Genomic DNA, 26,487 nt, shown 5'->3' with positions numbered 1-26,487 from the left:
AGGCGCGATGATACCGGGCGGCCACTTGAAGAACCAGTCTGCCGGCACCACTTTAAGAACACACCACTCGCTAAGGAGGACATTATGTCATTCAGCGCACTTCCGAAGATCGGCATGGGAACGTTCCGGCTCAAGGGCAACGACGCCCGGGACGCCGTCAAGAGCGCCCTGTCCCTGGGCTACCGCCATATCGATACTGCCCAGATGTATGGAAACGAAGCGGAAGTTGGTGATGGCATTACCTCCAGTGGTATTCCGCGCCGGGAAATTTTCCTGACCACCAAAATCTGGCACGACCAGCTGCACGCAAGTGACCTGATCAACAGCCTCCATGACAGCCTCGCACGGCTCAAAACCGACCATGTGGATCTGGCGCTGATCCACTGGCCATCGCCCGGTGACGAAGTGCCCATGAAGGAGTATCTGGGTGCCTTGAGGGATTCCCAGCGCGAGGGTCTGGCAGAGCACATCGGCATTTCGAACTTTACCTGTGCCCAGATGGATGAGGCGAAAGCCATACTGGGCGACACGCCCATCTTCACCAACCAGGTAGAAGTGCATCCGTTCCTGGCCAACCGCAAGGTGGTGGCACATGCCCAGAAGCTCGGCATTACCGTGACCGGCTATATGCCGCTGGCAGTCGGTAAGGTGATGGAGGACGAAACACTGCAGCGCATTGCCGCTGAGCGAAACCTGACGCCGGCCCAGGTGGCTATTGCCTGGGTGGCATCGAGAGGCGTTGTGCCGATCCCCTCCTCAACACGGCCCGGCCACCAGAAGGCTAACCTGGAGGCGCTGGAGGTTGAGTTGAGCGAGGAGGAAATCCGCGCGATTGACGAACTGGACCGTAACGAACGCATCGCTAATCCGGACTTTGCGCCGTCCTGGGACTGAGCCAGAACCCGGCTCCAACCAGCAAGAGCGTAGCCACCGGGGTGACAAGCAACCACCAGGTCTGAAGCACCCATAAGAGGGCGGCACTGAACAGACTCCACAACACCAGCAGCGGCAGGTAGACCCAGCGCCAGGTCCTGGTCACGAGTGCCAGAGCGAGCGCGCCAGCCGCTGCGGTGGTGCCGGGTGCTACGCCAAACAATCCGACGGCCTCCCACTGGCCGGAATCAGCCATTGCAAACCAGGGCAAGACACAGACAGCAAGCAGCCAGAGTACGGCAAGTCTTCCGATCGCTAGCCTGCTGTCATGAACCCCGCCTGAAAACACGGCAGCCGCAAGCAACGCGCCCTGGGCCACGAAGGCCCACCCAAACCACGCCGCCGGCCAGTTAATGGGGCCGAAATAGCCCACCAGAAACCCGTAACCGCTGACAATCCAGGCAAGCGACATCAGGCCGACGGCCAAACGCCGTGCCACCCTGCTCTGTCTGGAGATCAGCACCGGTATAAAAATGGCGATCACCACCGCCAGCAACTGCCAGGGCCATAGATCCTGGTTGATCCGGACAAACAGCCGCAGAAACACCTGCGGCCCGAACATCACAAAATCCTGTAGCGAGTAGCTCAGCCAGTCAGCCCCACTCACAGCGACCTCACGTAACCCGCCATCCGCTGGCGCTGGCTGGCATCAGGCAATGCACCGTACATCGCCCCCATGTTTTCCTTCATGTGCTCGACCTTACTGGTCGCCGGAATGGCACAGGTCACCGCCGGGTGGGAAATAATGTACTTGAGGAAAAACTCCGCCCAGTTGCCAGCACCGGCCTCCCCGGCCCAATCGGGCAGTGGCTCCGACTGGAATCGCCGAAACAGCGAACCGCCCTGGAATGGACGATTGACGATCACCCCGATTCCGCGCTCCTGGGCCAATGGCAGCAGCCGGTCCTCAACCTCCCGGTCCAGAACGTTGTAGGTCAGCTGCACAAAATCCAGAGGCTCCCGCTCCATAATCTGCGCGAATTCCCGATGCCGACGACCATGGGATGTGGTGATGCCGATATACCGAACCTCACCGTTCGCCTTCATCTGCTTGAGCGTTTCAAGATGCCCCTGCCACCCCAACAGATTGTGCACCTGCAACAAATCGAACCGATCAACACCCCAACGCCTGCTCGAACGCGCCGCCTCCGCCCGGGTTGCTGATTCATCGCCGGTCCAGATCTTGGTAGCTGCAAAAATCCGGTCGTGGCCGTCCAGAGCGTTCAGCGCCTCGCCCATTACATCTGCAGCGCTGCCATACATCGGCGAGCCATCGACCACCGTGCCTCCGAGCTCGAAAAAGGTTTTCAAAACCTCAGTGCGCTGGGTGATTAATTGTTCGTCACCACCAACGTTGAAGGTGATCCACGTGCCCATACCGATTGCAGGGATGGATTCGTCTGTGCCGGGAATCCGGCGCATGATGGGAGATAATGCAGTGCTTCCCGATGTGTTTGCGAACAGCATCGGGGCTTTGAGAGCAATTCCGGCGAGGCCGGAACTGATCAGGAACTTCCTTCGAGTAATCTGATTCGCCATAGCGCCCCCACTGACAGAAATTTCAGTGCGAATAGCATGATGTTCAAACAGCGCGGGTGGGTCATCCCTTCTCCAGACCGTGAAGGGCCACGGATGGCCCGACCGAGCCTACATGGAAGTATTTACGGCGTGTCTGGAGAAGGGATGACCCACCCGGGCGGCAGCTACATGGCTGACAGTCTTACCAACAACTCAGTTCCCGTAGTGGGCATCAAGATATTTCAGAATACGGGCAGACTCGAACAGGCCTTCCCCGGTATTGGGGTCTTCAAGATAGGGCACCTGAACCCGCTTGTGCACCTGGAAAAACGCATCCCGCTTGCCACCGGGAATCGGCGTAAAAGGCCCCGGCTTGATGCGCTGCTTCGCTGGCCCGATCTCTGTCCAGTGCTCCTTCCCGAGGTTGTGCAAGGTATACGGAATTTCCAGCTCACACAGCCGCTCACGCACCAAACGTGAAAACGGGCTGCCCTCGAAACTCCAGAGGTGCAAAGGCCGCTCCGGCCGCTTGCCCTGGCTGACCCTCAGCCCCCGCATGGCGCTGGTTACCGAGGCTACTGAGCCCAGGACCGGCTGCCAGACCCGACCACGATAGTAGGACGGTACCGACCGGCCGGCATATTGCCGGAACAGATACTCGATGATCTCCTCGGATTCGTACATGACCATGCCCGTGTTCTGGTCCGCCAGCAAAGGGAACTGTTGCCGGCCTCCCAGCGCCTCCGCCTGGGCCCGGAAAACCGACCCGCCCTTCGGACAGGGCCGGATTTCCACATCCAGGTTAAGGGCAGTCAGGGCTTCACGAACACGACGGCAGTACGGACAGCCCTCCATGTCATAGAGCACGATCGGCTTTTCCGGCTGGGGAACATTTTTTACCACCAGGCAACCACGCCAGGCAGTGAGCGACGATGTGGCGACCGAGCCCAGCACGTGGACGTTATGAGAAAGCATATTCGACATAAACAAACCTTTTTTTGGAGACCACGCCATTATCACGCAATCTGACGATTTTCCATTGGCTCCCGGGTACCCATGATGTGATCAAACCAGGGTTTGGTCACGCACCAGTTGGCATTGGGGTTGGGTCCCATATGATGATCATAGTGCCAGGGCAGGTTCTTTCTCGCCCATTCCGGGTCCAGATGTGAGCGCTTATGTACCCGGTAGTAATTCCAGGCGCTGTAGTAGAGAGTACCCACAAAAAATGGTGCGAATGGCAGCAGCGGGGTGACTGCTGCAGCCCCCGCAACGAGGGCAGCCACCTCCTTGGTTTGGGCATTCCAGGTCAGGGGCGGTCTGCGATAGTCATCATCCAGGAAGCCATTCCGGCGTACGTTTCGGTGATGATCATGCCAGTGAAACGACCAGAAACTTGCCCGGTTCCGGCCCAGCTCATGAAGAACGTGTTTATGGAATACCCATTCCACGCCATTGGCGGTCAAAAGACCCAGTGGAATACCAATCATGGTGTCCTCCTTTTGTTGTTTTCGGAACACTTGGTTACACATTCATCAGGAAACGCCTTTTCGGCCGCGAATTCCATGACTCAAACGCCGGAAAAAGGACCCATAAATCCGATAGCAAAGTCATTGACAACCCGAAGGTTAATTTTTATCCACCTAACTCCATGATTCGCAAGGGCACTTACATCGCGTCACAAAAGTTCAATACAAACAACGACACTACTGCCATTTTTTAACGTCATGTAGAGCTTTTCTGCATAGTACAAACCGGCAGGATGGGCTATTGTTGGACTATAGGAACTCACTGGATAGCGATCATGGTAGCCCCGGGTATGCGGCGTTCTGAAAGTAGAGAAAAAACAGGTTCTGGATTCAGACGGTCTCTTTTGGCATCCCTCACGGCCCTTGCCGTGATTACCACCCCGTCCGTTGTATTCGCCGAAGACGATAATTCCGGTTTCTCGGGAAATCGCCTCTGGACGAACCAGCTTCAGGATTACGCGCTCAAGTCCCTCCACAATGAAGATGCCATGAGCATGGCCGCCATTCCGCTGAATGGTCCCGGCATTAATCAGTACATCAATGCCGATGCGCTGATGAGCCCCGGTTCCATCATGAAGCTGGTGACAACCTTTGCGGCGCTGGAGGTTCTCGGGCCCAACCACCATTGGGATACCGATTTCCTGACCGACGGTGTCATGGTCGGCGACACTCTCAAGGGTAATCTCTACGTCCGCTTCGGAGGCGATCCCAAGCTCACTATTGAACGCCTCTGGACCACACTGGGTGAGCTTCGCAGCATGGGAATTACCAGAATCGAGGGAGACCTGATCCTTGATGGTTCCTACTTTCAGGTAGACGGTGGTTTTCCTGCGTTTGAAGACAACGGCGACAACCCCCACGCGCCGTTTCTGGTGGAACCGTCCGCCTATCTGACCAACCTGAACCTGATGCATTTCCAGGTTCGTGCCGATGAGCGTGGCACCCAGGCCTGGAGCACGCCCTCCCTGGGCGAAGTTGTCATCGACAACCGTGTGGTTGCCACTGCAGAAGGCCCGTGCCCATCACGAAGAAACTTTGAATGGGAGCCCATCATTCATGAAGACCACCGGGTGACCGTTCGGGTAATCGGTGAACTTCCCCAGGGCTGCCGAACCACCACCTATCTTTCATTGCTGTCCCATGATCAGTACAGCGCCTCGTTGATTCGCTCCTTGCTGGCAGACCTTGGCGTCGTAGTGTCAGGTGGAGACCTGAATGGCGTAACGCCTGAGGATGCCCGACTGGTGATGAAAACCACCTCGCCGGACCTGGTTACCATGGTGAGGGACATCAACAAGTGGAGCAGCAACGTGATGGCGCGCCAACTGCTCCTCACCATTGGTGCGGAAAACCGCCAGGAAGATGAAAGCGATGACCGGGTTGCCGGTATACGGGTGATCTACGACTGGCTTGAAAACAAGGGCATCAATACCGCCGGCATGGTGATCGACAACGGCGCTGGCCTCACCCGACACGGGCGGATCACCGCACGCCAGGGCGCTCAAATACTGGAACACGCCTGGAACAGCGCCTACTCGGCAGACCTCATGGCCTCAATGCCTATCATCGCGATGGATGGAACCATGGCACGCCGCCTGCGCAACACCGGCATGGATGGCGAGGGTCGCATCAAGACCGGTTACCTGGAAAATGTGAGATCGATCGCCGGATTCACCCGCGATTCCAATAACACCACCTGGGCCGTGGTCGGGATGGTCAATAACGATCCTGCCTGGAATGGCCAGGCCGTGCTGGACCGCATTCTGTATTCGCTGCATTTCAGGCCGCCGACCGGGACCGCTATTTCACATGCGGCTTCCGGCACTTCTGAGACTAGCATTCAATAAAAAGCCCCGGCCGTGGCCGGGGCTTTTTCAAAGATTTAACAGTGTGCCTTACTGAGGTTGCCCAACGAAATCATCGAACAAGATCAGCCCTAGCGCTTGCAATGCCGGATCTGCATTAGCTGGATCCGCATCCCGTGCAACTACCGTGTAGACTCCACCTGCATTAAGCTCAACACCTTCGGCGGTGATTGCCGGTGTGCCCGTTCCTGTCGGTGCAATGTAGACGTTATACGTGCCCTCAGCTATCGGAAGATAGTCAGTTACCGCTTTGAAGGGAACGTCTGACAACGCCGGGGCTGAGTTACCGATACCGTTCTGAGTGCCCGGAACCAGATAGATGTCGACATTGCCGGCCGCAGTTGAAGCATGAACGATTCTCAGGGAGGCTTGGGTAGCAATGCTGCGCACCGTATCCTCTGCGACAAGCGCCTCGATGTTCGCCAACTGACCGACCGCAAGAACGCTATAACCCTGGCCGTTGGCAAGGGGCAATGTCTCATCAATGACAACCTGTCCGCCACCTAGGCCGGTTCCAGCAGCCGCTACCCGAACCCGGGTATCCCCGGCCGGCAAAGCAGCATAACCATCAAGGAAGGCAAACGGAGAAACACTGCCGAACGGGATATCGGACAATGCCGCCGGACCTGTTTCACCAACAAAAACATCTACGTTAGGTGCATCAGAAGAGGCATGCACAACGCGTACTCCTGCGTCCTGACCTGCGTCGAAAATCTCCGCAACTTCACTGCCATTCAGTACGACCAGACTGATTGGGCTTGCATCGCCGTTTGCACCCGTGTTGTCAACGGCGCCGACCAGAAGATCAGACCCGGCTGGCAAGCCAATTTGGCCACTGTCGTAAACAACGGTACTGGAACCCGCAGGGGTAACCCGAATCTGGTAATCGTCTGAAGCGGGAAGCTCCAGTGGACCTACACTTTCCTTGAAGGAGAAGCTAAAGGTAGCTTCGGCAGGAAGCGGATCACCGGACGCAGTCACATATACATCCACTGGACCGCCTGCAGCTGTCTGAGCATCAGGCGACAAATGCGCTACCCTCAGGCGCGCACTGTTGGCATCGTCACGAGCACCATCATCCGTCAAGATCAGCGGCTCAATGGTCTCGTCACCAACTTTGCCAACTGCGATCACGTCATAGTTGGTATCCGCACGCAGCGACACGCCGTCAGCGGAAATTACAGTCGCGGTCGCGCCGCCCGGCAGCAATCCATCAACCGCGATATCGGCAAGACCGGCACCCGGAGTGAGGACGGCAGCCTGCTTATAATCAGCACCTGAAACGACAACATCACCGTTCACCCGTACATTCACCGCAGGTGCATCAGAGGACGCATGCAGGACCCGAACACTGGTTGTTGCTGGATCATCATCGTCATCAAGCCAACACCCGGATAGCACAACGCTACCCGCCAAAACCATCGGTAAAGCATATTTTGTCTTCATTTTTCAAACTCCCCACTTTTGAGGTTGTTTACCAGGATTTGAGTGGTTCGAACCTGCACAATTTCCGTCCATGAATCATGCGTCAATGCATTTACGGGGAGTCAGAAAGAACGGATTTGCATCTTTTGACATTTAAGCTTACAGATGTACGCAATTAATCAAACCGGCGCATGGTGAACTCAGTCATCTTCCCGGCAAGCGGCGCGATGAAGGTCACGAGAGGAAAAGCAACGGCCCAGGCAACGAGAAAAGCCGGCCCCCACCGGTAGTGGAATTCGCCGTCGATGCCCGTGTTGATGAAGGTGATCACCCCGGACATCAGCAGCGACATAATTCCGGACATGTAAAAGCCAAAGATCAGCTGGCGTAGACGTGAAAGTCTCATTTTGCTCATGACTTCTCCTGAACAATGCTCCAGGGTTCCCCGGAGCAGCATCTGAAAGGCGTGATATGTCGTACACTGATATCACTCAAAGCTGAAATGATAGTGAGCTTGCAATCTTTTTTCGATAAGCCTTTTTACCAAGACAGGTGCGCCATGAATACTGCCAAAGACTGGACACCCGGCTTTATCAAACCGTTTGTCCTCATTCTGTTACTGGCCCTTGGACTGGTTGGCTGCAGTTCGACCAAGATGGCTTATCGATACGCGGACTGGGGCATCGTGTGGTGGGTAGAAGACTACGTGACACTGACGGCCGACCAGAAACAGCAGCTCAACAGCGACATTGTTCAATTGCGGCAATGGCATTGCAGTGCCGAATTGCCCCGCTACCAGGCCTGGCTGGATGAACTCGAGTCTGATGTTTCCAGCAACCCACCCGACAAGGCCACCGTCGACTACCATCAACAACAGCTTTTCAGTTTCTTCCCGAGTCTTCTGGAAAAGGCAACGCCTGTCGCGGTAAACCTTCTCTCAAGCCTGAGCGATGAACAGGTGCAGGAGTTGGCGAACAACATGGCGCAAAGCCAGCGGGAAATGGAAGACGAATTCCTGGCCGACTCCCCGGAGGCAACAGCCGAAGCACGCGCAGAGAGAACCGCAGAGCGGGTTGAGCAATGGCTGGGGGACCTGAACAGCGAGCAGCGCGACATCGTGCGGCAATGGTCCGCCAATCGGGGCGAGCAGACTGAGATCTGGCTGCGGGGTCGAAGGAACTGGCAACTGGTCTTGCTGGAACTGCTGGAAAAAAGAAACGCGCCGACGTTCGAGGCGGAGCTGGAATACCTGATTCTGAATTCCGAAGAGGTGCGTGGTGAGGCCTATAAAGTCATGATGGCAGAAAGTCGGGCTGCCATGTCCTCCCTGATGCACGAGTTGATTATGGCAGGTGACAGGGAAACACTGGCCCAGCTCCAGGATCGGGCGGTGGAGCTGAACGATGACTTCGCGGCACTGACCTGTTCGCCGGCCTGACAGGCTCGGACGTAGTGAAAGCGGGGTCGGATGAAAGCGGTCATCCGACCCCAACGATTACTCAGACTGTCAGGTAGCCACCGTCGGCATTGATGCAGGCGCCCGTGGTGTAGCTGGAAGCATCGGAAACCAGATACAGCACCGTACCCGCCATCTCGCCCGGATCGGCCACCCGCTTCATGGGGATATGGGCCATGGCCTGCTTCTTGATGGCTTCGTTGGTGGTCAGGGCGCTGGCAAACTTGGTATCGGTCAGCCCTGGCAACAGCGCGTTCACGCGGATTTTCTGCTGACCCAGCTCCATGGCAAAGGACTTGGTCATGGAGATTACGGCGGCCTTGGTGACCGAGTAAATGCCCTGATAGTGCCCCGGATTGACGCCGTTCACGGAAGCCACGTTCACGATAGAGCCACCACCGGCTTTTTTCATCATCTGGGCGCCGCGGGCGCACATGAAGAAATAGCCCCGGATATTCACATCCACGGTCTTGTTGAACGCGCCCAGGTCGGTGTCTTCCACCGGCCCGAAATAAGGGTTGGCAGCAGCATTGTTCACCAGAATATCCAGCTTGCCGTGGGTCTGGTCAATGTGCGCCCAGATGCTTTCGATCTGATCCATATCGCCAATGTGACAAGCATAGGCTTCGGCGCTACCGCCGGCATCCCGGATGCTGCTGGCAACCGCTTCGCAACCATCAATCTTGCGGCTGCTGACGATTACGTGGGCGCCATACTCGGCCAGGGTCCGGGCAATGCTCTCGCCGATGCCGCGGCTGGCACCGGTAATCAGGGCAACCTTGCCAGTCAGATCAAACAGGTTCTTGCTGCTCATTCGTTCACCTCGATTCACTATCGGAATGTCACCAGGGCGGGATCATCCGCTTCCAGGTGGCTGTAGTTATTAAAAACGGCCAGGCTTCGCCGGGGGCCGGAATACAGGACCCGCGACACGCTGGTGTTGGCGATCACCTCGTTCAGACCGAGTGCCCGGGCGTCATCAAGACCGAGCAGGTGCTGGGCGATCACGGAAATTGGTCCGCCGGAGGTCGCCACCAGCACATCGCCGCCATCGGCGTAGTCAATCATTTCCTCGAAGGCCGCCAGAACGCGGGCCTTGAAGTCCGGCCAGCTTTCCTCGTACTCGTGGTCAAACTCGCCCGAGGCCCAGCGATGCACCGCGTGCACAAAGGCCTCCTGGAACGCTTTGGCCGGTTTGGGAAACGCCTTGAGGTCCCGCGCCATCACCGCGCGGTCACTCCACTCCGGGCGGTACCGGGCCACCACAGTGGTGTGATCAAACTCGTTGAAGCCGGGAACCACCTGCATATCGGGCAGTTTGGATCCGTACCCGGTGGCGATGGCTTCAACGGTTTCGCGGTGGCGTTCCAGATCGCCTCCGAAAACCGCTGCCGGTTCCACTTTGCCCGCCAGCCAGCGGCCAAGCACCCTACCCTGCTCCCAGCCCGTGGGAGACAGTTGATCGTAGTTTTCTTTCCCGAAACTGGCCTGGCCGTGACGAACCAGATAAATCGTCGCCATTACAGGGAGCTCTCCGCAATCAACCGCTGGCAGCGCTTTTCGAGATAATTAGCGGCATGGCCAAAGGCGGCGAAACGCTTGTCCTTGGTCTGGCCATGGTAGAAACGGTAATAGATCTGCTGGATGATCACTGCCAGCCGGAACAGGCCGTAGATCTCATAGAAGTCGAAGTTGTCGACCTTGAAGCCGGACTGCTCCATGTAATATGCCACCACTTCCTTGCGGGTAAGCATGCCCGGGCGATGGGTCGGTTGGCGGCGCAGCATCTGGAACGGGCCTTCGTCGTCCGCCTCAATCCAGTAGGCCAGGCTGTTTCCAAGATCCATCAGCGGATCACCGATGGTGGCCATCTCCCAGTCCAGTACGCCAATAACCTCGAACGGGTTGTCCGGGTTCAGCACCACGTTGTCGAAGCGGAAATCATTGTGGATCACCACCTGGGCAATGTCTTCTGGCATCTTGTCATTGAGCCAGCTCATTACCTGCTCAAAGTCACCCACATCGTCGGTGCGGGCCTTGCGGAAACGGTCACTCCAACCGCCAATCTGGCGCTGAACGTAGCCCTCGCCCTTGCCCAGCTTGTCCAGGCCTGCTGCCTTGGCATCCACACGGTGAAGATCCACCAGTTTGTCGATCACGTTCAGGCAAAGCTTGCGGGTATCGGCTTCACTGAGCTCGAAATCCTTGGGAAAGTCCTGGCGCAGGATAATGCCCTTCAACCGTTCCATCACGTAGAAATCGCAACCCAGCACGTCGTGATCATCGCAAATGGCAATGATGTTGGGTACGTAGGGATAAACCGGTTTGAGCGCCCGCATGACCTTCGCCTCACGCAGCATGTCGTGGGCAGACTTGGCAATCTTGCCAAACGGCGGCCGGCGCAAGACGTAGGACCGGTCGCCGTAATCCACCTGATAGGTCAGGTTTGAGGCGCCACCCGGGTATTGACGAATCTCTGGCTCGCCTTGCAGATCCGGGATCGCCTCTTTCATGAACCGGTCTACGGCGCCAGTGTCCAGTTCCTCGCCTTCCCGGATGTCCACGGCCTCGTCGATCTGGGTCATTCAGGACTCTCCTTTTGAATCTTCAGTTTAAAACAGTAAAAAACCGCGCCCTCAGGCCTTGCTGCCACCCATCTTGCTCATCCAGCGCTTGCTTTCCTGATGCATCAGCCAGTCGAAGGCCTTGGGCGCATGGCGTTTGAGCATCCACATGCGGCGCTCCTTGGCATGGGGCAATACCCAGAAGCTCTTGTTCTCCACCGACCGGAAAATATCCTCGGCCACGTCCTCGGCGGTTACCGTGGAGCGCTTCATCAGCTTGTTCACATTCTGCTGAATGCCAGGGATATCTGAACGCATGCTGCTGGTCAGATTGGTCTGGAAAAATGCGGGGCACACACAGCTCACATGAATACCGGCATCCCGAAGCTCCTGACTCAGGGTTTCAGACAGGGCAATCACCCCGGCCTTGGTCACATTGTAGCTATCCATCAACGGCGCCAGCATCAGCCCGGCCATGGAGGCCACATTCACAAATGCCCCGGAGCCCTGCTGCTTGAACTGCGGCGTGAACGCCTTACAGCCGCGAACCACCCCCAGCACATTGATATCGAGAATCCACTCCCAATCCGCCATTGTGGTATCTTCAATGGAACCGGCAGAGGCAACGCCAGCGTTGTTCACCACCACATCAACGCCACCCCACTTCTTCACCAGATCATCCCGGACCTTTTCGAAATCGGTCAGGCGTCGAACATCGCATTCGACGAAATAGCCTTCGCCTCCGGCCGCATTAATCTCTTTCTCGACGCCAACACCCTGCTCCGGGTTAATGTCGCCGATGCAGACTTTGGCGCCTTCTTTGGCATAACGCAGTGCTATGGCGCGGCCAAGTCCGCTGGCGCCTCCGGTTATGAATACTCTCTGAGTCATCAATGCTTCCCCGCTGTTATCTTGCTAAAAACTGAAACCAACTCCGAAGTACGACGGATTTGGCGGAAGGGTGTTTCTGAAACTGTGCGGAGCGATGGATGGCGGAGCCCAAGCGTCACAGGGACGTGCCGCAAGGAGCGTGTTTCAGAAACACCCTTCCGCCGAATCCAGACTCCCGATTCAGATTCTCAATTTTTATATTTACGCAGCTCAAGACGGGCCACCATAGCCCGATGCACCTCATCCGGGCCATCCGCCAGGCGTAAAACACGGGCATAGGCAAACAGCTGTGTCAGCGGGAAATCGTCATCACTGACTCCGGCACCACCGTGAATCTGAATGGCCTGATCCACAATGGTCTGCAGCATGGATGGAATCACCGCCTTGATCATGGAGACCTCTTGAAGCGCCCCCATGATGCCCTTGGTATCCAGTGCCCAGGCGCATTTCAGCGTGAGCAGACGGGCCTGCTCAATGGCCATGCGGGCATTGGCAATGATATCCGGATTGCCGCCCAGCTTGGCGATCGGCCGCCCGAAGGCCTCACGAGTCGTTGCCCGCTTGATCAGAATCTCCAGCGTGCGCTCTGCCGCACCAATCGCCCGCATACAGTGGTGCACTCGGCCCGGCCCAAGACGGCCCTGGGCAATCTCGAATCCCCGACCCGGACCGGCAATGAATGCGCTCTTGGGCAAACGCACGTTGTCGAAAAGCACCTCGCCATGGCCATAGGGCTCATCATATTCACCGAATACCGGCAGCATACGCTCGATCTTGACGCCAGGCGTGTCCAGAGGCACCAGCACCATGGAATGACGGCGATGCTTGTGCGCATCCGGATCCGTCAGACCCATGAAGATGGCAACCTTACAGTCGGGATGCCCGATACCGGTGCTCCACCACTTGCGACCGTTCAGAACCACTTCGTCGCCTTCAACAACGGCCGTTGCCTCCATATTGGTGGCATCGGAAGAGGCAACCGCCGGCTCAGTCATACAGAAGGCGGAGCGGATCTCGCCGCTCAGCAGACGCGGTAACCACTCGGCTTTTTGCTCTTGAGAGCCATAGTGGATCAATACTTCCATATTGCCGGTGTCTGGCGCGTTGCAGTTAAAAATCTCCGGGGCAATGAAGCTACGGCCGGTTTCCTCGGCAATCAGGGCGTAGTCGGAGTTCAACAGGCCACAGCCGTATTTTTCATCCGGGAAAAACATGTTCCAGAGGCCCTGGGCTTTGGCTTTTTCCTTTAGCTCCCGGATGATCGGCAGCACAACCCAGCGGTTATCCAGAGAAGCAAGCTCCTTGTGGTACTGCTCTTCGATGGGAAAAATCTCATCCTTCATGAACTGCTTCACGCGGTTGAGATAATCCTGCCCTTTCTCGGAAATATTGAAATCCATCGCCGTCTCCTCGCTAACGGTTGCACGGTGGCGTGCACGGAATCATCACGTTGAGACCAGTCTAGGGATGACTTAACTATTACGCGACTGAATTATTCTTATCGTTTATTATTAACCAAACTTATTCAAATTCTCCAGAAACGGATCCCGCTCATGGCCCTCAACCGCCTGGACCTGAACCTGTTGCACGTGTTCGACACCATCTACCGGGAGGGAAGCCTGACTCGTGCAGCCAGGTCACTGCATCTCACTCAGCCGGCTGTCAGTCATTCCCTGTCGAGGCTAAGGGACCATTTTGACGACCCCCTGTTTACCCGTCAGGGCAACCAGATGGTGCCAACACCACTGGCCCGGCGATTCCTTGAGTCCATGCGGCCGGGCCTCACCCAGATCCAGGGCGCGGTAAACCAGTTTCATGCCTTTGATCCGGCCACCCAGCGTAAAACCTATTCGCTCGGGCTACGTGACATTCTGGAATCGACCTTCCTGCCCCGCCTGATGGCGCGCCTGGACGCCTATCCGGAACTGGAAATTGTCAGCCAGAGGATCGCGAGGCGCGACATGGAGACGCAACTGGCGGCCGGAAAACTGGATTTTGCCGTGGATGTGCTGTTGCCCGTCAGTAACCAGACGTCCCACGAACTGCTGAGGCGCGACCGCCTGGTGGTTCTGGCCCGGGAGGGGCACCCGCTGGCAACAGAGTCGCTGGATATGGAGGGGTACCTGTCCGCAAAACACGTGCTGGTATCCTCGCGGACCGAAGGACCCGGGATCGAGGACTTTGAACTATCGCGACTGGGGGTACAACGGAGTATCCGCTTGAGGTGTCAGCACTACTATGCCGCCTGCAGAGTGGTGGAAGAGACCGATCTGCTGCTGACCATGCCGGAAGCTTACGCCAGAATTATCGCCGAGCGGGCCAACATCCGGATTATGGATCCGCCGGCGGACCTGCCGTCTATCGACGTACACCTGTATTGGCACAAGGCTTACGAGCGGGAGCCGGCGCTGATCTGGTTCCGGGAGCAGTTGAAGGCAATCAGTTGAGCCTCAGTAGGCGCCAACCACCATCAGGAAACCGAAGAATCCGATAGCCGTGATCCCCAGGGACGCCATTACGATGCCGAGGCCCCACCAGACGGCGGCACCATCGGATATCTCCACATCGTGGCCCCTCAGGGTTCGGTAGAAAGCCCAGGGGCCCAGGACAAATGCACCAACCACCGCAAATACCAGTCCGACGCTGATACCGGCAAAGGTCCAGGTGGCCAGAACCATGGCCCGGTCTTTGACCTGGTCGGTAACACCGTGGTGCTCAAGAAATTTCTTGCAGAAAAACCAGATCAGGGCGAACAGGATGATGACAAAAACCAGTCCGCCGACAATGGTGATCATTCGGTATAGCAAGGTGTCGTTCCTGTCAGTTTAGAGGCCCGTCAGGCCGGAAACACGGGCTCCGGAAGGCACTCGAACCCCGGTTTGGCGAATAGATAGCCCTGGTAGAGATTGATCCCCTGGGAGCGCAACCAGAAGTATTCTTCCTTGGTTTCGACGCCCTCAGCGATGATCTGACCGCCAAGCTGAGTCATCATGGTAATGATGCCTGCAACAACGGCCTGCTTGTTCGGCTGCCGATCAATATCACGGATCAATGCCATATCCAGCTTCAACAGATCGGGTGGGCTGGCCATCATGACATTGTACCGTGAGAAACCGGCCCCGAAATCATCAATGGCGGTGCTGAAACCCATCTCCTGATAAGCCTCGATAATCGACACGAGGTGGTCGACAGATGTGGAGGTCAGCTGTTCGTCCTCAGTAAGCTCGAAAATGATTTTCCGGGTATCGAAATTGTAGGTCTTGGCAGCCGCCAGGGTCGTGCGAATACAGTACTCGGCCCGGTACACCGCGTTGGGCATAAAATTAATGCTGAGCATCGGCTCCATGTTCAGCCTGGCGGCAAGCTTGACCGCCTTGACCCGACAAACCTGATCGAAGGCGTAGCGATTCTGCTCGGTTACCTTCGAGAGGACACTCATCGCCCCCTGACCCTCGGTGCCTCGCACCAGCGCCTCGTAGGCGTAAACAGATTTGTTGAGAACGTCAACAATGGGCTGGAACGCGAAGGTAAAGGAAAAATCCAACCCCTCTCCACATGCACATTGCTCGCAATGAGACTCGTCAAACAGTACGGCGGGTTGGTTCACTTCAACTCCTGAATTCACTTCTGGCGGTTTTGCTATGTTTATATGGCGTATTTTTCACCCAATATAGCCGCGATCCCCTCCCCGGTAAAACCACTTTCTGGTTAAAGCGTGTCAAACGGTGGCATCCCCTGCCTACATGACTAAACTGGGGTTTGTCGTTTATACGTGTCTGTCCACAAAAGGAGTTTCCCTAATGGCCCAAACTACCCGCATCGCTGTAACCCCGGGCGACGGCATAGGTCCTGAAGTGGTGGCCGAGGCTGTGCGCTGCCTCGAGACCCTGCGCGCCAAACACGGCCTGGACCTTGAGTGGACTCGATTCCCCTGGCCATCCCACGCCTGGCACGAGGAGCATGGCGAATCCATGCCCGCGGATGCCCTGGCGCAGTTACAGAAGTACGATGCCATCCTTCTGGGTGCCCTTGGCGATCCGGGCCCTATGGACGATCCGGACCGATACCTGCTTCCAGACAGCATCTCACTGGCGCCACTGCTGGACATGCGCAAAGGGTTCGACCAGTGGGTCTGCGAACGTCCGGCCCGGCTTCTGCCCGGTGCCCGCCAGTACCTGGCCGATGAGCGCGCCAAGGACATCGACATGCTGGTGATTCGGGAAAACTCCGAGGGTGAGTACGTCAGCCAGGGTGGACGTCTGCGCAAGGGCACGCCGGATGAAGTGGCCACCCAGATGGAGGTGTTCACACGCAAGGCAACCGACCGGATCATCCGCTATGGGTTTGAACAGGCCCGAAACCGAGCCGCGGACCGGGTTTCGGAGGGCCGCACACGGACATTCCGGACCCTGGATGGCAGAACCTGTGAAAGCCAGGTGTGCCTGGTCACCAAGCGCAATGCCTTGCGCTACTGGGGCGACATGTACACCGAAGCGTTCGACGAGATAAGCAAGGAATACCCGGACGTGGCCACGCATCATGAGCTGGTGGACGCGGCCTGCATGAAGTTCGTGCAAAGCCCCTGGGCCTTTGACGTGGTCGTCGCGAGCAACCTCCAGGGGGACATTCTTACCGACCTAGCTGCGGTTCTGTCAGGTGGCATGGGCGTGGCACCCTCCTGCAACCTGAACCCGACGGATCCGGATATGCCGTCTATGTTCGAACCTACCCATGGCAGCGCGCCGGATATTGCCGGCCAGGGCCTGGCTGACCCCACCGCCATGCTCTTTACCGCCGCCCGCATGCTCGAGTGGCTGGGCCGCAAGGACCCTGCCATTGCCGCAGCTGGCAAGGAGCTGTTCGATGCAGTGGCTGCAGACCTTGCCGAAAACTCAGGCAGCCGACGAGGCACCCACGAAATCGGCTCTGCGATCTGCGAGCGGCTGTCCCGATAGATCCGGGTTACTGGTCGGCCATGACAAACTCGAGCCGGCCAGGCGCTACCCGCACATCTACCGGCATCATACCGAACATACGCTGGGCGAAGTCGGTTTCGTCCAGTCGGTACACCGGCATGGTCTCCAGCATCTGGGCAACCAGCCGCATGACCGTATCGGTTACAGGCTTCAAATCCCCTTTGAAGAACGGAGAGTCAATACTGCTTTCAAGAAGCTGCAACCGCCGGATAAAGATGGCTTTCTCAGTGCTGTCGTAAACCGGCGCCCCTTCGACCTTCAAGGCAATGTCCACGGGCAGCTTCGCCATCAGCGCATTCAGTGCCACCTGACCTCTCACATCGATCACCGCCACATCGCGACCATCTGGCCCAAGGGTAATGTCGGCGTCGTCGAGACTCAGACTCAATGGCGAACCACTATTCAGCTGGTTGCGGTCGAAGTCGCGAACCACATCCTGAAGGTGCCGTTCCAGCTCGCCTTCGGAGATGGAATAGGGCGACAGACTGGCGCAACCGCTGGCGAGCACCAGCAGCAGGGCCAGAAGCGCACGGAGGGCGTAAATCGGCGTTCTATTCATTTTCGGCCCGGGCCTCGACATGAGGCGTAAGAGTGTCGTCAAAAACCACGTGTATCAAGATGGGTCTGCAGCAGACCTGGCAATCCTCGACATACTCCTGTTCCGGTACCGACGGGTCGACGCTGACATCCAGCGTCTCCCAGCAGTACGGGCACTGAATCAGTACCGAATCCAGGGCGGACATGGCATCACCTCAGAACTGTTGCTTGGCCATCCAGGGGATGACGCGATCGAACGCCTCTTCCAGCTTCTCGCAGGTCGTGGAGAAACTGATCCGAACGGCGTTGGTGCATCCCTCGCCAAAGGCGTCACCGGGCACCATGCAGACGCCGGTTTCCTTCAGCATTCGCAAGGCCAGATCAGAGCCATCGACATGAGGTGGAAGGTCAGGGAAAGCAAAGAAGGCACCGCCAGGCTTATAACCGGTCATGTAGGGGGTCTGATCGACCAGCTCGACCACCTTGTCCCGGCGCTCACGGTAGATATCTACCATATCGCGAACGCACTGCTGGTCACCGGTCAGTGCAGCGACGCCGGCAAACTGGGACGGCGTGTTAGCCACGGAGGTGGTGAACATGTGGAAGCGACGCAGAGACTTGATGGCCGCCTGACTGGCAATCACCCAGCCAACCCGCAGCCCCGCCATGCTGTAGGTTTTTGAAAAGCTGCTGATGCACATGATGTTGTCCAGATCCATCGAGCAGTTCAGCACGCTGGCGAAGTCTTCGTCATCAAAGATCAGGTGGTCGTAGACTTCATCGGCATACACCTGAATTCCCCGATAGGCACATTCCTCCAGGATGGTCTCCACGGTGCTACGCGGGTAAACCGCTCCGGTCGGGTTGTTGGGGTTGTTCAGGATCAGCGCATAAGTCCTGGGCCCCATGGCCTTGATGACCTCATCCGGATCCAGCTGGTGGTTATTCTCTGCCCGGGTCTGCACAAACTTTACTTCACCACCGTTCATGCGAATCAGGGGCGCATAGAGCAAAAACGACGGGTCCGTCACGATAAACTGCCGCCCGGGCGCAGAGGTGGCTGAAATAGCCAGGTACATGGCTTCTGTAGCGCCACTGGTGATCAGGATATTGTCCCGGGTCAGTTTCCGGTTGTAGCGCTTGCCGTAGTAGTCGCGCAGGGCAACCAGCAATTCAGGCAGGCCGGCATCCATGGTATAGCCGGTCTGCCCCGCGTTGAGCGCATCGATGTAGGCATCGATGACGTGCTTTGGGGTCGGCAGATCAGGCTGACCGATGGAAAGATGAATAACATCCTTCATGGTGGCCGCCATATTCACCATGCGACGGATACCCGGCACCGGGATCGCCTGCATGGCAGGGTTCCAACTGGCCTTGGTTTTCCGGTACTTCACTCTACGCGGTTTTTCCTGACCAGTTTCTTTGTTGGCGGCTTCTGCCATAAACACCTCCTGCAAACGGGGCAAATAAGATCTACCCCTGCAGGTTAGTCAGTATGGATGGCCTCTACAAGACAAAAAATCATATAGATGATGTACGTGAAAGTACCGCCATCAACGCTGTGAGTGGAAATTCCGGTGCCTCGCAAGTTGACCCGACAGAGCCTGCCGACCAGACTGTTATTACCCCTCGGGGCAACGACCAGTTCAACGAAGTCATTCATCAAAAAGGCGGAGGCTCAATGACTCAGCACAGCAAACCTGTTGTTACCGTTCTCACCGCGCCGGGAGAGCAGGAACCGCCGGGAATGGACGCAGTCAGGGCCCGCGCCGATGTGCGCTTTGCCTGTGACGAGCCAACCCTTCGCGACACCCTGCCGGGCACCGATATCATGATGGTGACGGACTTTCGCACGGAGGCCCTCGCGGCCGCCTGGCACACCGCAGATAAGCTCCAATGGATCCACGCCACCAGTGCCGGCGTCGATGCCCTGATGTTCCCCGATCTGATCAGGGGCGATGTAACCGTCACCAACGCGCGGGGCATTTTCGACCGTACCATTGCCGAATACGTGCTGTGCACCATCCTCATGTTCGCCAAGGATTTCCCGAATTCCATCCGGCTGCAAATGAAGCACCAGTGGAAACATCGGGACACAGAGCGGGCAGAGGGCAAGCAGGTTCTGGTTGTTGGCGCAGGTTCGATCGGCCGGCAGATCGGCCGCCTGGTCGGCGCCGCCGGTTTAAAAGCACACGGCATCGCTCGCAAGCCCAGGAAGGAGGACCCCGATTTTGTGGCGGTACACGGCAATGACGATCTTTACGAGCAGCTCGGGCATGCGGACTTTGTAGTGATTGCGGCGCCACTAACACCCCAGACCGAAGGCCTGTTTGACGAAAAAGCCTTCAAGGCCATGAAAAATTCTGCCCGTCTGATCAACATTGGACGTGGCCCGATCGTCAAAACCGATGACCTGATCACGGCCCTCGAAAATGGCGAAATTGCCGGCGCAGGACTCGATGTCTTCGAAGAGGAACCGCTGGCAGAAGATCATCCGCTCTGGGACATGGAGAATGTCACCATGACCGCCCATATGGCCGGCGACTTCATCGGCTGGAAACGTGCATTGACGGATCAGTTCCTGGAGAACTTCGACCGCTGGCACAAGGGTGACGAGCTGTTCAATTTGGTCGACAAGGAATTGGGTTACGCTGGCAGCAAATAACCGTGCCTGGCACTCATCCAAAACAAAACGGGAGCCAAAGGGCTCCCGTTTTATATTCGAACCATCAAAACCAATCAGCTACCAGACAAGGACTGATCCGATGGATCAATCTCCATCTGCTGGATCGCAATCACCGCCTGAGTGCGGTTCCGCACCCCAAGCTTCCGGAACACCGCCGTGATATGGGCCTTGATGGTGGCTTCCGACACATCCAGATCATAGGCGATCTGTTTGTTCAGAAGCCCCTCGGCCAGCATACCCAGCACCCGGAACTGTTGAGGCGTCAGCGATGCCAGCTTCTCGGAAAAGTCGGTGGCATCTGAATGCATTCGCTCGATCTTGTCGGCCACTCCCTGCGGCAACCAGACGTCGCCTTCCAGAACCGCCTGAATCGCCTCGGTAATGGTTGGCAGCGGCGCTGACTTCGGTATGAAACCGGAAGCACCGTAGTCAATCGAGCGACGCATTACCTGCAATTCCTCGGATCCTGACACAACCACCACCGGCAGCCCCGGGTACTGGCCTCGCATGAAGACGAGCCCCGAGAAGCCGTGGGCACCCGGCATATTGAGATCCAGCAGAACCAGATCCGCATCCGGGTGCGACTCTACCGCCGCCTGCAGTGCCTTGATGCTGTCGACTTCCACCGTCTCGGCATCGGGCACCGCCTGACTGACCGCCTGCTTCAATGCTGCGCGAAACAGCGGGTGATCATCAGCGACGATAATTGTTTGTGCCATTCAACAGATTCCTTACAGGTACATGGCCTGGTAACACACAGGCGTTACTGGTTCGCACGACCGCTGATCAGGTCATCGACTACACCCGGATCTGCCAGCGTAGAGGTATCACCCAACTGGTCGTGTTCGTTAGCGGCAATCTTACGCAAAATACGCCGCATAATCTTGCCAGAACGCGTTTTAGGCAGTCCAGGTGCCCACTGGATCACATCTGGAGAGGCGATGGGGCCAATCTCCTTGCGCACCCACTGGACAAGCTCTTTCTTCAGCTCGTCAGAAGGTTCCTGTCCATGTACCAGGGTTACATAGACATAGATGCCCTGACCCTTGATGTCATGCGGATAGCCAACAACGGCAGCTTCTGCGACCTTCTCGTGGGAAACCAGGGCGCTTTCGACTTCGGCGGTACCCAGACGGTGACCTGACACGTTCAGAACATCGTCGACACGACCTGTGATCCAGTAGTAGCCGTCTTCATCGCGACGGGCGCCGTCACCGGTAAAGTACATGCCCTTGTAAGTGCTGAAATAGGTCTGAGCGAAACGCTCGTGATCCCCATAGATCGTCCGCATCTGGCCCGGCCAGCTGTCCAGGATGACGAGGTTACCCTCGGTCTTGCCCTCAAGGATGTTGCCGTCATTGTCTACCAGTGCCGGCTGAACACCGAAGAACGGTACCGTGGCTGAGCCGGGTTTCAGATCAATCGCGCCCGGAAGCGGGGAAATCAGGATGCCACCGGTTTCAGTCTGCCACCAGGTATCCACGATGGGGCACTTGCTGTTGCCGATAACCCGGTGATACCACTCCCAGGCTTCGGGGTTGATCGGCTCGCCCACGGAGCCCAGCAGTTTCAGGCTTTCACGGGTAGTGCCGTTCATGCAGGACTCGCCTTCCGCCATCAGGGCGCGAATTGCGGTCGGAGCGGTGTACAGGATGTTGACCTTGTGCTTGTCGACAACCTGCCCCATACGAGAGCTGTCCGGATAGTTGGGCACACCCTCGAACAGAACGGTGATGGCACCGTTAGCCAGCGGGCCGTACAGGATATAGCTGTGGCCTGTGACCCAGCCGAAATCGGCAGTACACCAGTACACGTCACCTTCATGATAATCGAACACGTACTCGTGGGTCATGGAGGCATAGACCATGTAGCCACCGGTGGTATGCAGAACGCCCTTGGGCGCACCAGTGGAACCCGAAGTATACAGCATGAACAGCGGATCTTCGGCGTTCATCGGCTCTGGCTGGCAGTCGGCAGAGGCGGACTTCATCAGGTCTTCGTAACGCTCGTCGCGGGCCTCATTCCAGGGCACTTCGGAATTGCCGGTCCGGGTAACAACCACCACCTTCTCGACATTGGCGGCATCTTCATTCTTCAGGGCCGCATCCACGTTCTTCTTCAGCGGAATCTTGCGGCCGCCACGAACGCCTTCGTCAGCGGTGACTACGAAGCGGGATTTGCCGTTCACAATCCGGGCACCAAGCGCTTCCGGAGAAAAACCGCCGAACACCACCGAGTGAATCGCGCCGATACGTGCGCAGGCCAGCATGGCGACGGCTGTCTCAACAATCATCGGCATGTAAATGGTAACAACATCGCCCTTCTTCACGCCCAGGCCTTTAAGGACGTTGGCGAACTTGCTGGTTTCCTCGTGCAGTTCGCGGTAGGTCACGTTGCGTGAATCGGCGGGATCATCGCCCTCAAAAATGATGGCTGTCTGGTCGCCGCGCTTTTCCAGATGACGGTCCAGGCAGTTGGCTGAGGCGTTCAACTGGCCATCTTCGAACCATTTGATGGACAGATTGTTGTAATCGTAGGTCGTGTTTTTCACCTTGGTGTAAGGCTTGATCCACTCAAGGCGCTTGCCGTGCTCACCCCAGAAGGTATCCGGGTCTTCGACTGACTGACGATACATTTCTTCATACTGTTCCCGGTTCAGAAGGGCCTGTTTGGCCACTTCCGGGCTTACCGGATATACCTGTTTACCAGTCATTGTGCTCCCCCTTTAGTCAGAGTCTGTTGTCATTGTCGGTTTTGGAATTCAGACGTTGAGGCCTCTCCGGCCCTTTAGACGGATAGTGGTAGTTCACCATGCTAGCCACTACACAATGAATTAGACTAACGTCCTAATCCGCCTGAACTTTTAGCCCAAAAAGGTCGGTAACCCGCAAGAAAACAACGGTAAATTGCGCCGAACGAGAAGCTTTTTAAAGGATAGTTGGATTGGAGCCGATGGCAAACCCGGGAAGGAAACGACCACGCATAAAAAAGCCCGGTCGTTGCGACCGGGCTCCTGGGTTCACGCTGCCTTTTTTCGGGCCTTGGCAGAGCGCAGGCTGTATACCTTGCGCTCCTTGAGGGCGTATCGGTTCAGGCCTGCCAGGTGGATCTTGCGCAGATAGACCGACCAGTCAATCTGGCGGGCATCTACCGGGAACAGCACCTTGTCCAGCTCACCCATCCTCGATGCCAGGGCCAGCAGATCATCATTCCGGAAGATATAGTCTGGCGCGGTGTAGAAACCGAAAATGGTCGCCAGCGAGCGTGTCGTGTCCAGATTCCGGAGCACTTTCAACTCGCGATTTTGGCCCAGCATGCGCAAAACCTTCCCGGTAATGCTCAGTGGAATGCGCACCCCGCCTACGACGGCATCGAACAGCCGGCGGTTGACTGCAATGAAGGGTTTGGTCGGCTGTCGGTAGAACAGCTGATCGTATTCGGCGAAGTTGGCTTTGGATTCCGCCATGAGGTGGTCAATAAACTGCCCGAGAGAAACCGGGTTGGAGCTGCCACTGCAACACTGGTAAATCCGGTGACGTGGCGAATCAGCAACGGCTTCAGCCGCCGCCAGGATGATGGCATTGGCCACCAGATCCACGGGAATAACATCGATGACGCCAGCGCGTTTGCCAGGGAAGAGCGTGACCTTCTCGCGGGCATACGCAAGGATAATGGCATCCGCCACCTTCACACCTTCAATCCAGCCTGGCGCGGGTTCCTCGAGTGCACTTTCAATAATGGATGGGCGCACAATGGTCAGTGCCCGCCCGGACAGGGCCTTGAGCAGGAGTTGCTCACCGAGCCATTTGGTAAAGGTATAGGTATCGCTCCAGCCATAATGGTTGGCTTCACGGATGCCAAGGTCCACCAGCTTCTTTTCCAGTGCCTTGCCGGAGTAGCGGGAACGCACGTCCGCTATCTTGTCCTCCAGCAGCCGGACAAGTTCTTCGATCTCATAGTAACCTTCAGTGCTCCGGGGTATGGCCTCACCTGCCGGCTTGATCACGGTCTCCGTGATCTGTCCGGAATTCATGCCGTTTACATAGCAGGTGGAAACCTGCAGCACCGCCAGCGACTTGTTCTGTCGCGCAAGCTCGGCCACGTTGTCGAGGCAACGGGTATTGATGGCAAGCGCTTTATCAAGCTCTTCCCGGAAGTTCACACTGGCTGCGGAGTTGACAACCACATCGATGCCGCCAGCCAGCTTGCGGAAACGGTCAGCGGACAGACCAAACAAAGGCTCGGTCACTTCCCCGGTTACGCAATGCACACGATCTTCAATGAAGGTTTCAAAAGCCTCGTTATCGTCCTGGCGCAGACGATCGAAGACTGACGACGTGGCGATCTCCTCAAAAAAACGATCCCGCGCATCGGGGTGACGTTTGTTTCCACGGATCAGCAGATGAATGCCGCCTATGTCCGGAACGGCGCGAATGAGCTTTTCCAGAACCACCTTGCCGAGAAAGCCCGTGGTGCCGGTAATCAGAACGTGCTTGCCCCGGAGCCGCTCAAGTACTTTTGATGATGCATCGGGATTCAGCTGCTGTGTTGCCATGGGAGAACTCCTTCTCATTTCAATTCGTTGTCGCCGCACACCCGCCAACCAGAGGAAAGTTTGCGAATCAGATTCGACAGATGTGCTGCATATTGCGGGCCACGATTCAGATTTATGCTCAATCCTTGCACAACTTCGGTGACAGAGCGGTGACACACAGCAAAGTTACGCTACAAAAACGTAAAAAAATGACGGAAAAAAGGGTGGGTATTTCTGCCTATCGGGAGCCGCCCTGGTCATTGCCGGAGAGAGATCGCAGAAGCTGATCCAGCGAGATATCTGCAGGCTGTTCCTTCAGTACGCGCACCAGGCGATCCTGCTCACCAAAGCTGATCCGATCGTAAAACGGCTCGCGGAGTAGTGATTGGGGCGGCTCGGCAGGCTCCGCTTTATGTTCGAGGGGTGAAATCTGGTCCGCCAGCTCGCGAAGATGAATGGCCAGATGATTCTTTCGCTCGGGGCTGAGACTCTCCCACTGGAACGACCCGAGACCGGTTTGCACAATCTCGACGGCATCACTGTCCAGCGTGCTCCCCAGCAGTGCAAAAAGACGGGTAAATGCTTCATAACGCAGCATGGGATCGATCGGCCCTGCATTGAAAACAGACTCAATCTCGCCTACGGCCTGCAGGCACCGATCTTTCAGGGTATGAGCCTCACTTTCGGTTTCAGGCTCCGGCTTGGTCACTGTTTTGAGCGGGCTCTCGGATCCTCGTTTGGACACCTTATGCCAGTAGGCTGCAATGCCAGCCTTTCGTCTCGGCAACTGGGACAGCCGCACATCAAGCATATCTGCGAGGGTATGAAACTGGCGGCAGGAAGGGTCTGAAACTGGCAGAAGCGCGACCGGCTTCTGGTTGAGAACCGACTGCCGAAGGGTCTCGTCCCGCCAGATCCCACCCATGTAGTGGAGCGAGATTCCCAGGTGGCGCTGGGCAGCGGCGTCCAGGCGCTGGAACACGGACCGTGCCTGGCTGGCGCCCTGGGCCATATTAACCAGAATGCTCGGAATCCGGTTATAGCCCCTGCGCCGGAGAACCTTGATCAGGGAGAAGGCGTCGGTCAGGGACGCGGGGTCCGGGGTCACGACCATGCAGGCCAGCTCTGTCGCGGCAATCATATGCAGCCCGGCAGCCTGCAGCCCGGCAGCCGTGTCGGTAATGACGTAATCGTAGCGGTTTTCCAGGTTATACAGTGCCCGGAGTATGCGAAGGCTCTCCGTTGGCCCCATATCCATGCATTCCTGCACGCCGGAGGCCCCCGGAACAATATGCAGGCCGTAGTCGGTCTCCAGGATGATATCCTCAAGACGGCACTCTCCGGCCATCACATTGGCAAGGGTTTTTCTCGGATAAAGGCCAACCATGATGCTGACGTTGGCCAGATCGGTGTCGCCATCCAGCAACAGAACGCGGTTATCCTGCCTTGCGAGGGTGAGCGCAAGATTCAGGGCGACCGAGGTCTTGCCCACCCGCCCTTGCCACCCGTTATGGCCATGGTGCGAGGTTGGTTCGGATTGTGCTTGACAGGTTCTCTGGCGTTCATCACCGGC

The 26,487-nt window shown here is 57.1% G+C and carries 26 protein-coding genes; 6 read left to right on the top strand and 20 right to left on the bottom strand.

Annotated elements, in window-relative coordinates; genetic code table 11:
• Nucleotides 1–84 precede the first annotated feature (84 nt).
• Nucleotides 85–894, top strand: coding sequence for a 2,5-didehydrogluconate reductase DkgB (dkgB, locus tag HP15_RS04180; protein WP_014576322.1), 810 nt, complete (start codon nucleotides 85–87; stop codon nucleotides 892–894).
• Here dkgB and HP15_RS21640 read toward each other — a convergent pair.
• From HP15_RS21640 to HP15_RS04160, 4 genes are all read right to left on the bottom strand, one after another.
• Complete coding sequence (locus HP15_RS21640) at nucleotides 863–1,540, bottom strand: hypothetical protein (protein WP_169702133.1); 678 nt, start codon at nucleotides 1,538–1,540, stop codon at nucleotides 863–865. The two genes, dkgB and HP15_RS21640, sit on opposite strands and share 32 nt — an antisense overlap.
• The gene (locus tag HP15_RS04170) at nucleotides 1,537–2,472 is read right to left on the bottom strand and encodes an aldo/keto reductase (RefSeq protein ID WP_014576321.1); all 936 of its coding nucleotides are present in this window, start codon (nucleotides 2,470–2,472) and stop codon (nucleotides 1,537–1,539) included. The genes HP15_RS21640 and HP15_RS04170 overlap by 4 nt, the downstream gene beginning before the upstream one ends.
• 192 nt (nucleotides 2,473–2,664) lie before the next feature.
• A complete protein-coding gene (locus HP15_RS04165; protein WP_041646130.1) occupies nucleotides 2,665–3,435 on the bottom strand; it encodes a glutathione S-transferase N-terminal domain-containing protein in 771 nt (256 codons plus the stop codon).
• A 32-nt stretch (nucleotides 3,436–3,467) separates the two neighbouring features.
• Nucleotides 3,468–3,941: a sterol desaturase family protein gene (locus HP15_RS04160; protein WP_041645015.1), complete on the bottom strand. Its 474-nt coding sequence runs from the start codon at nucleotides 3,939–3,941 to the stop codon at nucleotides 3,468–3,470.
• A gap of 329 nt (nucleotides 3,942–4,270) precedes the next feature.
• On the opposite strand from HP15_RS04160, the gene dacB reads away from it, so the two are divergent.
• Complete coding sequence (gene dacB / locus HP15_RS04155) at nucleotides 4,271–5,827, top strand: D-alanyl-D-alanine carboxypeptidase/D-alanyl-D-alanine endopeptidase (RefSeq protein ID WP_169702132.1); 1,557 nt, start codon at nucleotides 4,271–4,273, stop codon at nucleotides 5,825–5,827.
• A 48-nt stretch (nucleotides 5,828–5,875) separates the two neighbouring features.
• On the opposite strand, the gene HP15_RS04150 is transcribed toward dacB, so the two are convergent.
• On the bottom strand, nucleotides 5,876–7,291 hold the full coding sequence (locus HP15_RS04150) for a DUF4397 domain-containing protein (RefSeq protein ID WP_041645014.1): 1,416 nt from the start codon (nucleotides 7,289–7,291) through the stop codon (nucleotides 5,876–5,878).
• 154 nt (nucleotides 7,292–7,445) lie between these two features.
• A complete protein-coding gene (locus HP15_RS04145) occupies nucleotides 7,446–7,685 on the bottom strand; it encodes a DUF2798 domain-containing protein (RefSeq protein WP_041645013.1) in 240 nt (79 codons plus the stop codon).
• A gap of 144 nt (nucleotides 7,686–7,829) precedes the next feature.
• On the opposite strand from HP15_RS04145, the gene HP15_RS04140 reads away from it, so the two are divergent.
• On the top strand, nucleotides 7,830–8,708 hold the full coding sequence (locus HP15_RS04140) for a DUF6279 family lipoprotein (RefSeq protein WP_014576315.1): 879 nt from the start codon (nucleotides 7,830–7,832) through the stop codon (nucleotides 8,706–8,708).
• A 61-nt stretch (nucleotides 8,709–8,769) separates the two neighbouring features.
• Here HP15_RS04140 and HP15_RS04135 read toward each other — a convergent pair whose 3' ends face one another.
• The 5 genes from HP15_RS04135 to HP15_RS04115 form a co-directional block, all read right to left on the bottom strand.
• Nucleotides 8,770–9,540 carry an SDR family oxidoreductase gene (locus tag HP15_RS04135; protein ID WP_014576314.1) on the bottom strand — a complete coding sequence of 257 codons (771 nt, stop codon included), beginning with the start codon at nucleotides 9,538–9,540 and terminating at the stop codon, nucleotides 8,770–8,772.
• Nucleotides 9,541–9,557: 17 nt separating this feature from the next.
• A complete protein-coding gene (locus tag HP15_RS04130; protein ID WP_014576313.1) occupies nucleotides 9,558–10,247 on the bottom strand; it encodes a histidine phosphatase family protein in 690 nt (229 codons plus the stop codon).
• Nucleotides 10,247–11,311 (bottom strand): phosphotransferase family protein, encoded by a 1,065-nt coding sequence (locus HP15_RS04125; RefSeq protein ID WP_014576312.1) that lies wholly within the window; start codon nucleotides 11,309–11,311, stop codon nucleotides 10,247–10,249. Before HP15_RS04125 ends, HP15_RS04130 begins: the two co-directional genes overlap by 1 nt.
• A gap of 51 nt (nucleotides 11,312–11,362) precedes the next feature.
• A complete protein-coding gene (locus tag HP15_RS04120) occupies nucleotides 11,363–12,181 on the bottom strand; it encodes an SDR family oxidoreductase (RefSeq protein WP_014576311.1) in 819 nt (272 codons plus the stop codon).
• Nucleotides 12,182–12,369: 188 nt separating this feature from the next.
• Entirely contained in the window at nucleotides 12,370–13,581 is a 1,212-nt protein-coding gene (locus HP15_RS04115; protein ID WP_014576310.1) for an acyl-CoA dehydrogenase family protein, read from the bottom strand.
• A gap of 153 nt (nucleotides 13,582–13,734) precedes the next feature.
• Here HP15_RS04115 and HP15_RS04110 point away from each other — a divergent pair, with 153 nt between their 5' ends.
• A complete protein-coding gene (locus HP15_RS04110; RefSeq protein ID WP_008176107.1) occupies nucleotides 13,735–14,628 on the top strand; it encodes a LysR family transcriptional regulator in 894 nt (297 codons plus the stop codon).
• A 3-nt stretch (nucleotides 14,629–14,631) separates the two neighbouring features.
• On the opposite strand, the gene HP15_RS04105 is transcribed toward HP15_RS04110, so the two are convergent.
• Both HP15_RS04105 and HP15_RS04100 read right to left on the bottom strand, forming a co-directional pair.
• Complete coding sequence (locus tag HP15_RS04105; protein ID WP_227499699.1) at nucleotides 14,632–14,988, bottom strand: hypothetical protein; 357 nt, start codon at nucleotides 14,986–14,988, stop codon at nucleotides 14,632–14,634.
• A 29-nt stretch (nucleotides 14,989–15,017) separates the two neighbouring features.
• A complete protein-coding gene (locus HP15_RS04100) occupies nucleotides 15,018–15,788 on the bottom strand; it encodes an EAL domain-containing protein (RefSeq protein WP_169702131.1) in 771 nt (256 codons plus the stop codon).
• A 193-nt stretch (nucleotides 15,789–15,981) separates the two neighbouring features.
• On the opposite strand from HP15_RS04100, the gene HP15_RS04095 reads away from it, so the two are divergent.
• Nucleotides 15,982–17,136 carry an isocitrate/isopropylmalate dehydrogenase family protein gene (locus HP15_RS04095; protein ID WP_008176115.1) on the top strand — a complete coding sequence of 385 codons (1,155 nt, stop codon included), beginning with the start codon at nucleotides 15,982–15,984 and terminating at the stop codon, nucleotides 17,134–17,136.
• A 7-nt stretch (nucleotides 17,137–17,143) separates the two neighbouring features.
• On the opposite strand, the gene HP15_RS04090 is transcribed toward HP15_RS04095, so the two are convergent.
• From HP15_RS04090 to HP15_RS04080, 3 genes are read right to left on the bottom strand one after another with little or no spacing between them, the layout of a single operon-like run.
• The gene (locus HP15_RS04090) at nucleotides 17,144–17,716 is read right to left on the bottom strand and encodes a DUF1439 domain-containing protein (RefSeq protein ID WP_014576308.1); all 573 of its coding nucleotides are present in this window, start codon (nucleotides 17,714–17,716) and stop codon (nucleotides 17,144–17,146) included.
• The gene (locus tag HP15_RS04085) at nucleotides 17,709–17,900 is read right to left on the bottom strand and encodes a CPXCG motif-containing cysteine-rich protein (RefSeq protein WP_008176119.1); all 192 of its coding nucleotides are present in this window, start codon (nucleotides 17,898–17,900) and stop codon (nucleotides 17,709–17,711) included. The genes HP15_RS04090 and HP15_RS04085 overlap by 8 nt, the downstream gene beginning before the upstream one ends.
• Nucleotides 17,901–17,909: 9 nt before the next feature.
• The gene (locus tag HP15_RS04080) at nucleotides 17,910–19,136 is read right to left on the bottom strand and encodes a pyridoxal phosphate-dependent aminotransferase (protein ID WP_008176120.1); all 1,227 of its coding nucleotides are present in this window, start codon (nucleotides 19,134–19,136) and stop codon (nucleotides 17,910–17,912) included.
• A gap of 239 nt (nucleotides 19,137–19,375) precedes the next feature.
• Between HP15_RS04080 and HP15_RS04075 the strand changes: the two genes are divergently transcribed.
• Nucleotides 19,376–20,359: a D-2-hydroxyacid dehydrogenase gene (locus tag HP15_RS04075; protein ID WP_169702130.1), complete on the top strand. Its 984-nt coding sequence runs from the start codon at nucleotides 19,376–19,378 to the stop codon at nucleotides 20,357–20,359.
• Between the two features lie 74 nt (nucleotides 20,360–20,433).
• On the opposite strand, the gene HP15_RS04070 is transcribed toward HP15_RS04075, so the two are convergent.
• The 4 genes from HP15_RS04070 to HP15_RS04055 form a co-directional block, all read right to left on the bottom strand.
• The gene (locus HP15_RS04070) at nucleotides 20,434–21,099 is read right to left on the bottom strand and encodes a response regulator transcription factor (protein WP_008176124.1); all 666 of its coding nucleotides are present in this window, start codon (nucleotides 21,097–21,099) and stop codon (nucleotides 20,434–20,436) included.
• Between the two features lie 44 nt (nucleotides 21,100–21,143).
• Complete coding sequence (gene acs / locus HP15_RS04065; RefSeq protein ID WP_014576305.1) at nucleotides 21,144–23,093, bottom strand: acetate--CoA ligase; 1,950 nt, start codon at nucleotides 23,091–23,093, stop codon at nucleotides 21,144–21,146.
• Nucleotides 23,094–23,399: 306 nt separating this feature from the next.
• Entirely contained in the window at nucleotides 23,400–24,935 is a 1,536-nt protein-coding gene (locus HP15_RS04060) for a fatty acyl-CoA reductase (RefSeq protein ID WP_008176127.1), read from the bottom strand.
• A 217-nt stretch (nucleotides 24,936–25,152) separates the two neighbouring features.
• On the bottom strand, nucleotides 25,153–26,406 hold the full coding sequence (locus HP15_RS04055; RefSeq protein ID WP_014576303.1) for an AAA family ATPase: 1,254 nt from the start codon (nucleotides 26,404–26,406) through the stop codon (nucleotides 25,153–25,155).
• Nucleotides 26,407–26,487 lie beyond the last annotated feature (81 nt).

It is taken from the genome of Marinobacter adhaerens HP15 (assembly GCF_000166295.1).
GTDB classification, from domain to species: Bacteria; Pseudomonadota; Gammaproteobacteria; order Pseudomonadales; family Oleiphilaceae; genus Marinobacter; species Marinobacter adhaerens.
Note: the sequence above shows the minus strand (reverse complement) of the source record. Positions and strands in the feature narration are given on the sequence as shown.

Bases quoted from the DNA above. Each gene is read 5' to 3' on its own strand.
- HP15_RS04120 (WP_014576311.1), bottom strand. From the start codon at position 12,181: ATGACTCAGAGAGTATTCATAACCGGAGGCGCCAGCGGACTTGGCCGC.
- HP15_RS04095 (WP_008176115.1), top strand. From the start codon at position 15,982: ATGGCCCAAACTACCCGCATCGCTGTAACCCCGGGCGACGGCATAGGT.
- HP15_RS04145 (WP_041645013.1), bottom strand. From the start codon at position 7,685: ATGAGCAAAATGAGACTTTCACGTCTACGCCAGCTGATCTTTGGCTTT.
- HP15_RS04080 (WP_008176120.1), bottom strand. From the start codon at position 19,136: ATGGCAGAAGCCGCCAACAAAGAAACTGGTCAGGAAAAACCGCGTAGA.
- HP15_RS04060 (WP_008176127.1), bottom strand. From the start codon at position 24,935: ATGGCAACACAGCAGCTGAATCCCGATGCATCATCAAAAGTACTTGAG.
- dkgB (WP_014576322.1), top strand. From the start codon at position 85: ATGTCATTCAGCGCACTTCCGAAGATCGGCATGGGAACGTTCCGGCTC.
- HP15_RS04150 (WP_041645014.1), bottom strand. From the start codon at position 7,291: ATGAAGACAAAATATGCTTTACCGATGGTTTTGGCGGGTAGCGTTGTG.
- HP15_RS04165 (WP_041646130.1), bottom strand. From the start codon at position 3,435: ATGTCGAATATGCTTTCTCATAACGTCCACGTGCTGGGCTCGGTCGCC.
- HP15_RS04115 (WP_014576310.1), bottom strand. From the start codon at position 13,581: ATGGATTTCAATATTTCCGAGAAAGGGCAGGATTATCTCAACCGCGTG.
- acs (WP_014576305.1), bottom strand. From the start codon at position 23,093: ATGACTGGTAAACAGGTATATCCGGTAAGCCCGGAAGTGGCCAAACAG.
- HP15_RS04160 (WP_041645015.1), bottom strand. From the start codon at position 3,941: ATGATTGGTATTCCACTGGGTCTTTTGACCGCCAATGGCGTGGAATGG.
- HP15_RS04085 (WP_008176119.1), bottom strand. From the start codon at position 17,900: ATGTCCGCCCTGGATTCGGTACTGATTCAGTGCCCGTACTGCTGGGAG.
- HP15_RS04075 (WP_169702130.1), top strand. From the start codon at position 19,376: ATGACTCAGCACAGCAAACCTGTTGTTACCGTTCTCACCGCGCCGGGA.
- HP15_RS04140 (WP_014576315.1), top strand. From the start codon at position 7,830: ATGAATACTGCCAAAGACTGGACACCCGGCTTTATCAAACCGTTTGTC.
- HP15_RS04110 (WP_008176107.1), top strand. From the start codon at position 13,735: ATGGCCCTCAACCGCCTGGACCTGAACCTGTTGCACGTGTTCGACACC.
- HP15_RS04135 (WP_014576314.1), bottom strand. From the start codon at position 9,540: ATGAGCAGCAAGAACCTGTTTGATCTGACTGGCAAGGTTGCCCTGATT.
- dacB (WP_169702132.1), top strand. From the start codon at position 4,271: ATGCGGCGTTCTGAAAGTAGAGAAAAAACAGGTTCTGGATTCAGACGG.
- HP15_RS04070 (WP_008176124.1), bottom strand. From the start codon at position 21,099: ATGGCACAAACAATTATCGTCGCTGATGATCACCCGCTGTTTCGCGCA.
- HP15_RS04170 (WP_014576321.1), bottom strand. From the start codon at position 2,472: ATGGCGAATCAGATTACTCGAAGGAAGTTCCTGATCAGTTCCGGCCTC.
- HP15_RS04125 (WP_014576312.1), bottom strand. From the start codon at position 11,311: ATGACCCAGATCGACGAGGCCGTGGACATCCGGGAAGGCGAGGAACTG.
- HP15_RS04090 (WP_014576308.1), bottom strand. From the start codon at position 17,716: ATGAATAGAACGCCGATTTACGCCCTCCGTGCGCTTCTGGCCCTGCTG.
- HP15_RS04130 (WP_014576313.1), bottom strand. From the start codon at position 10,247: ATGGCGACGATTTATCTGGTTCGTCACGGCCAGGCCAGTTTCGGGAAA.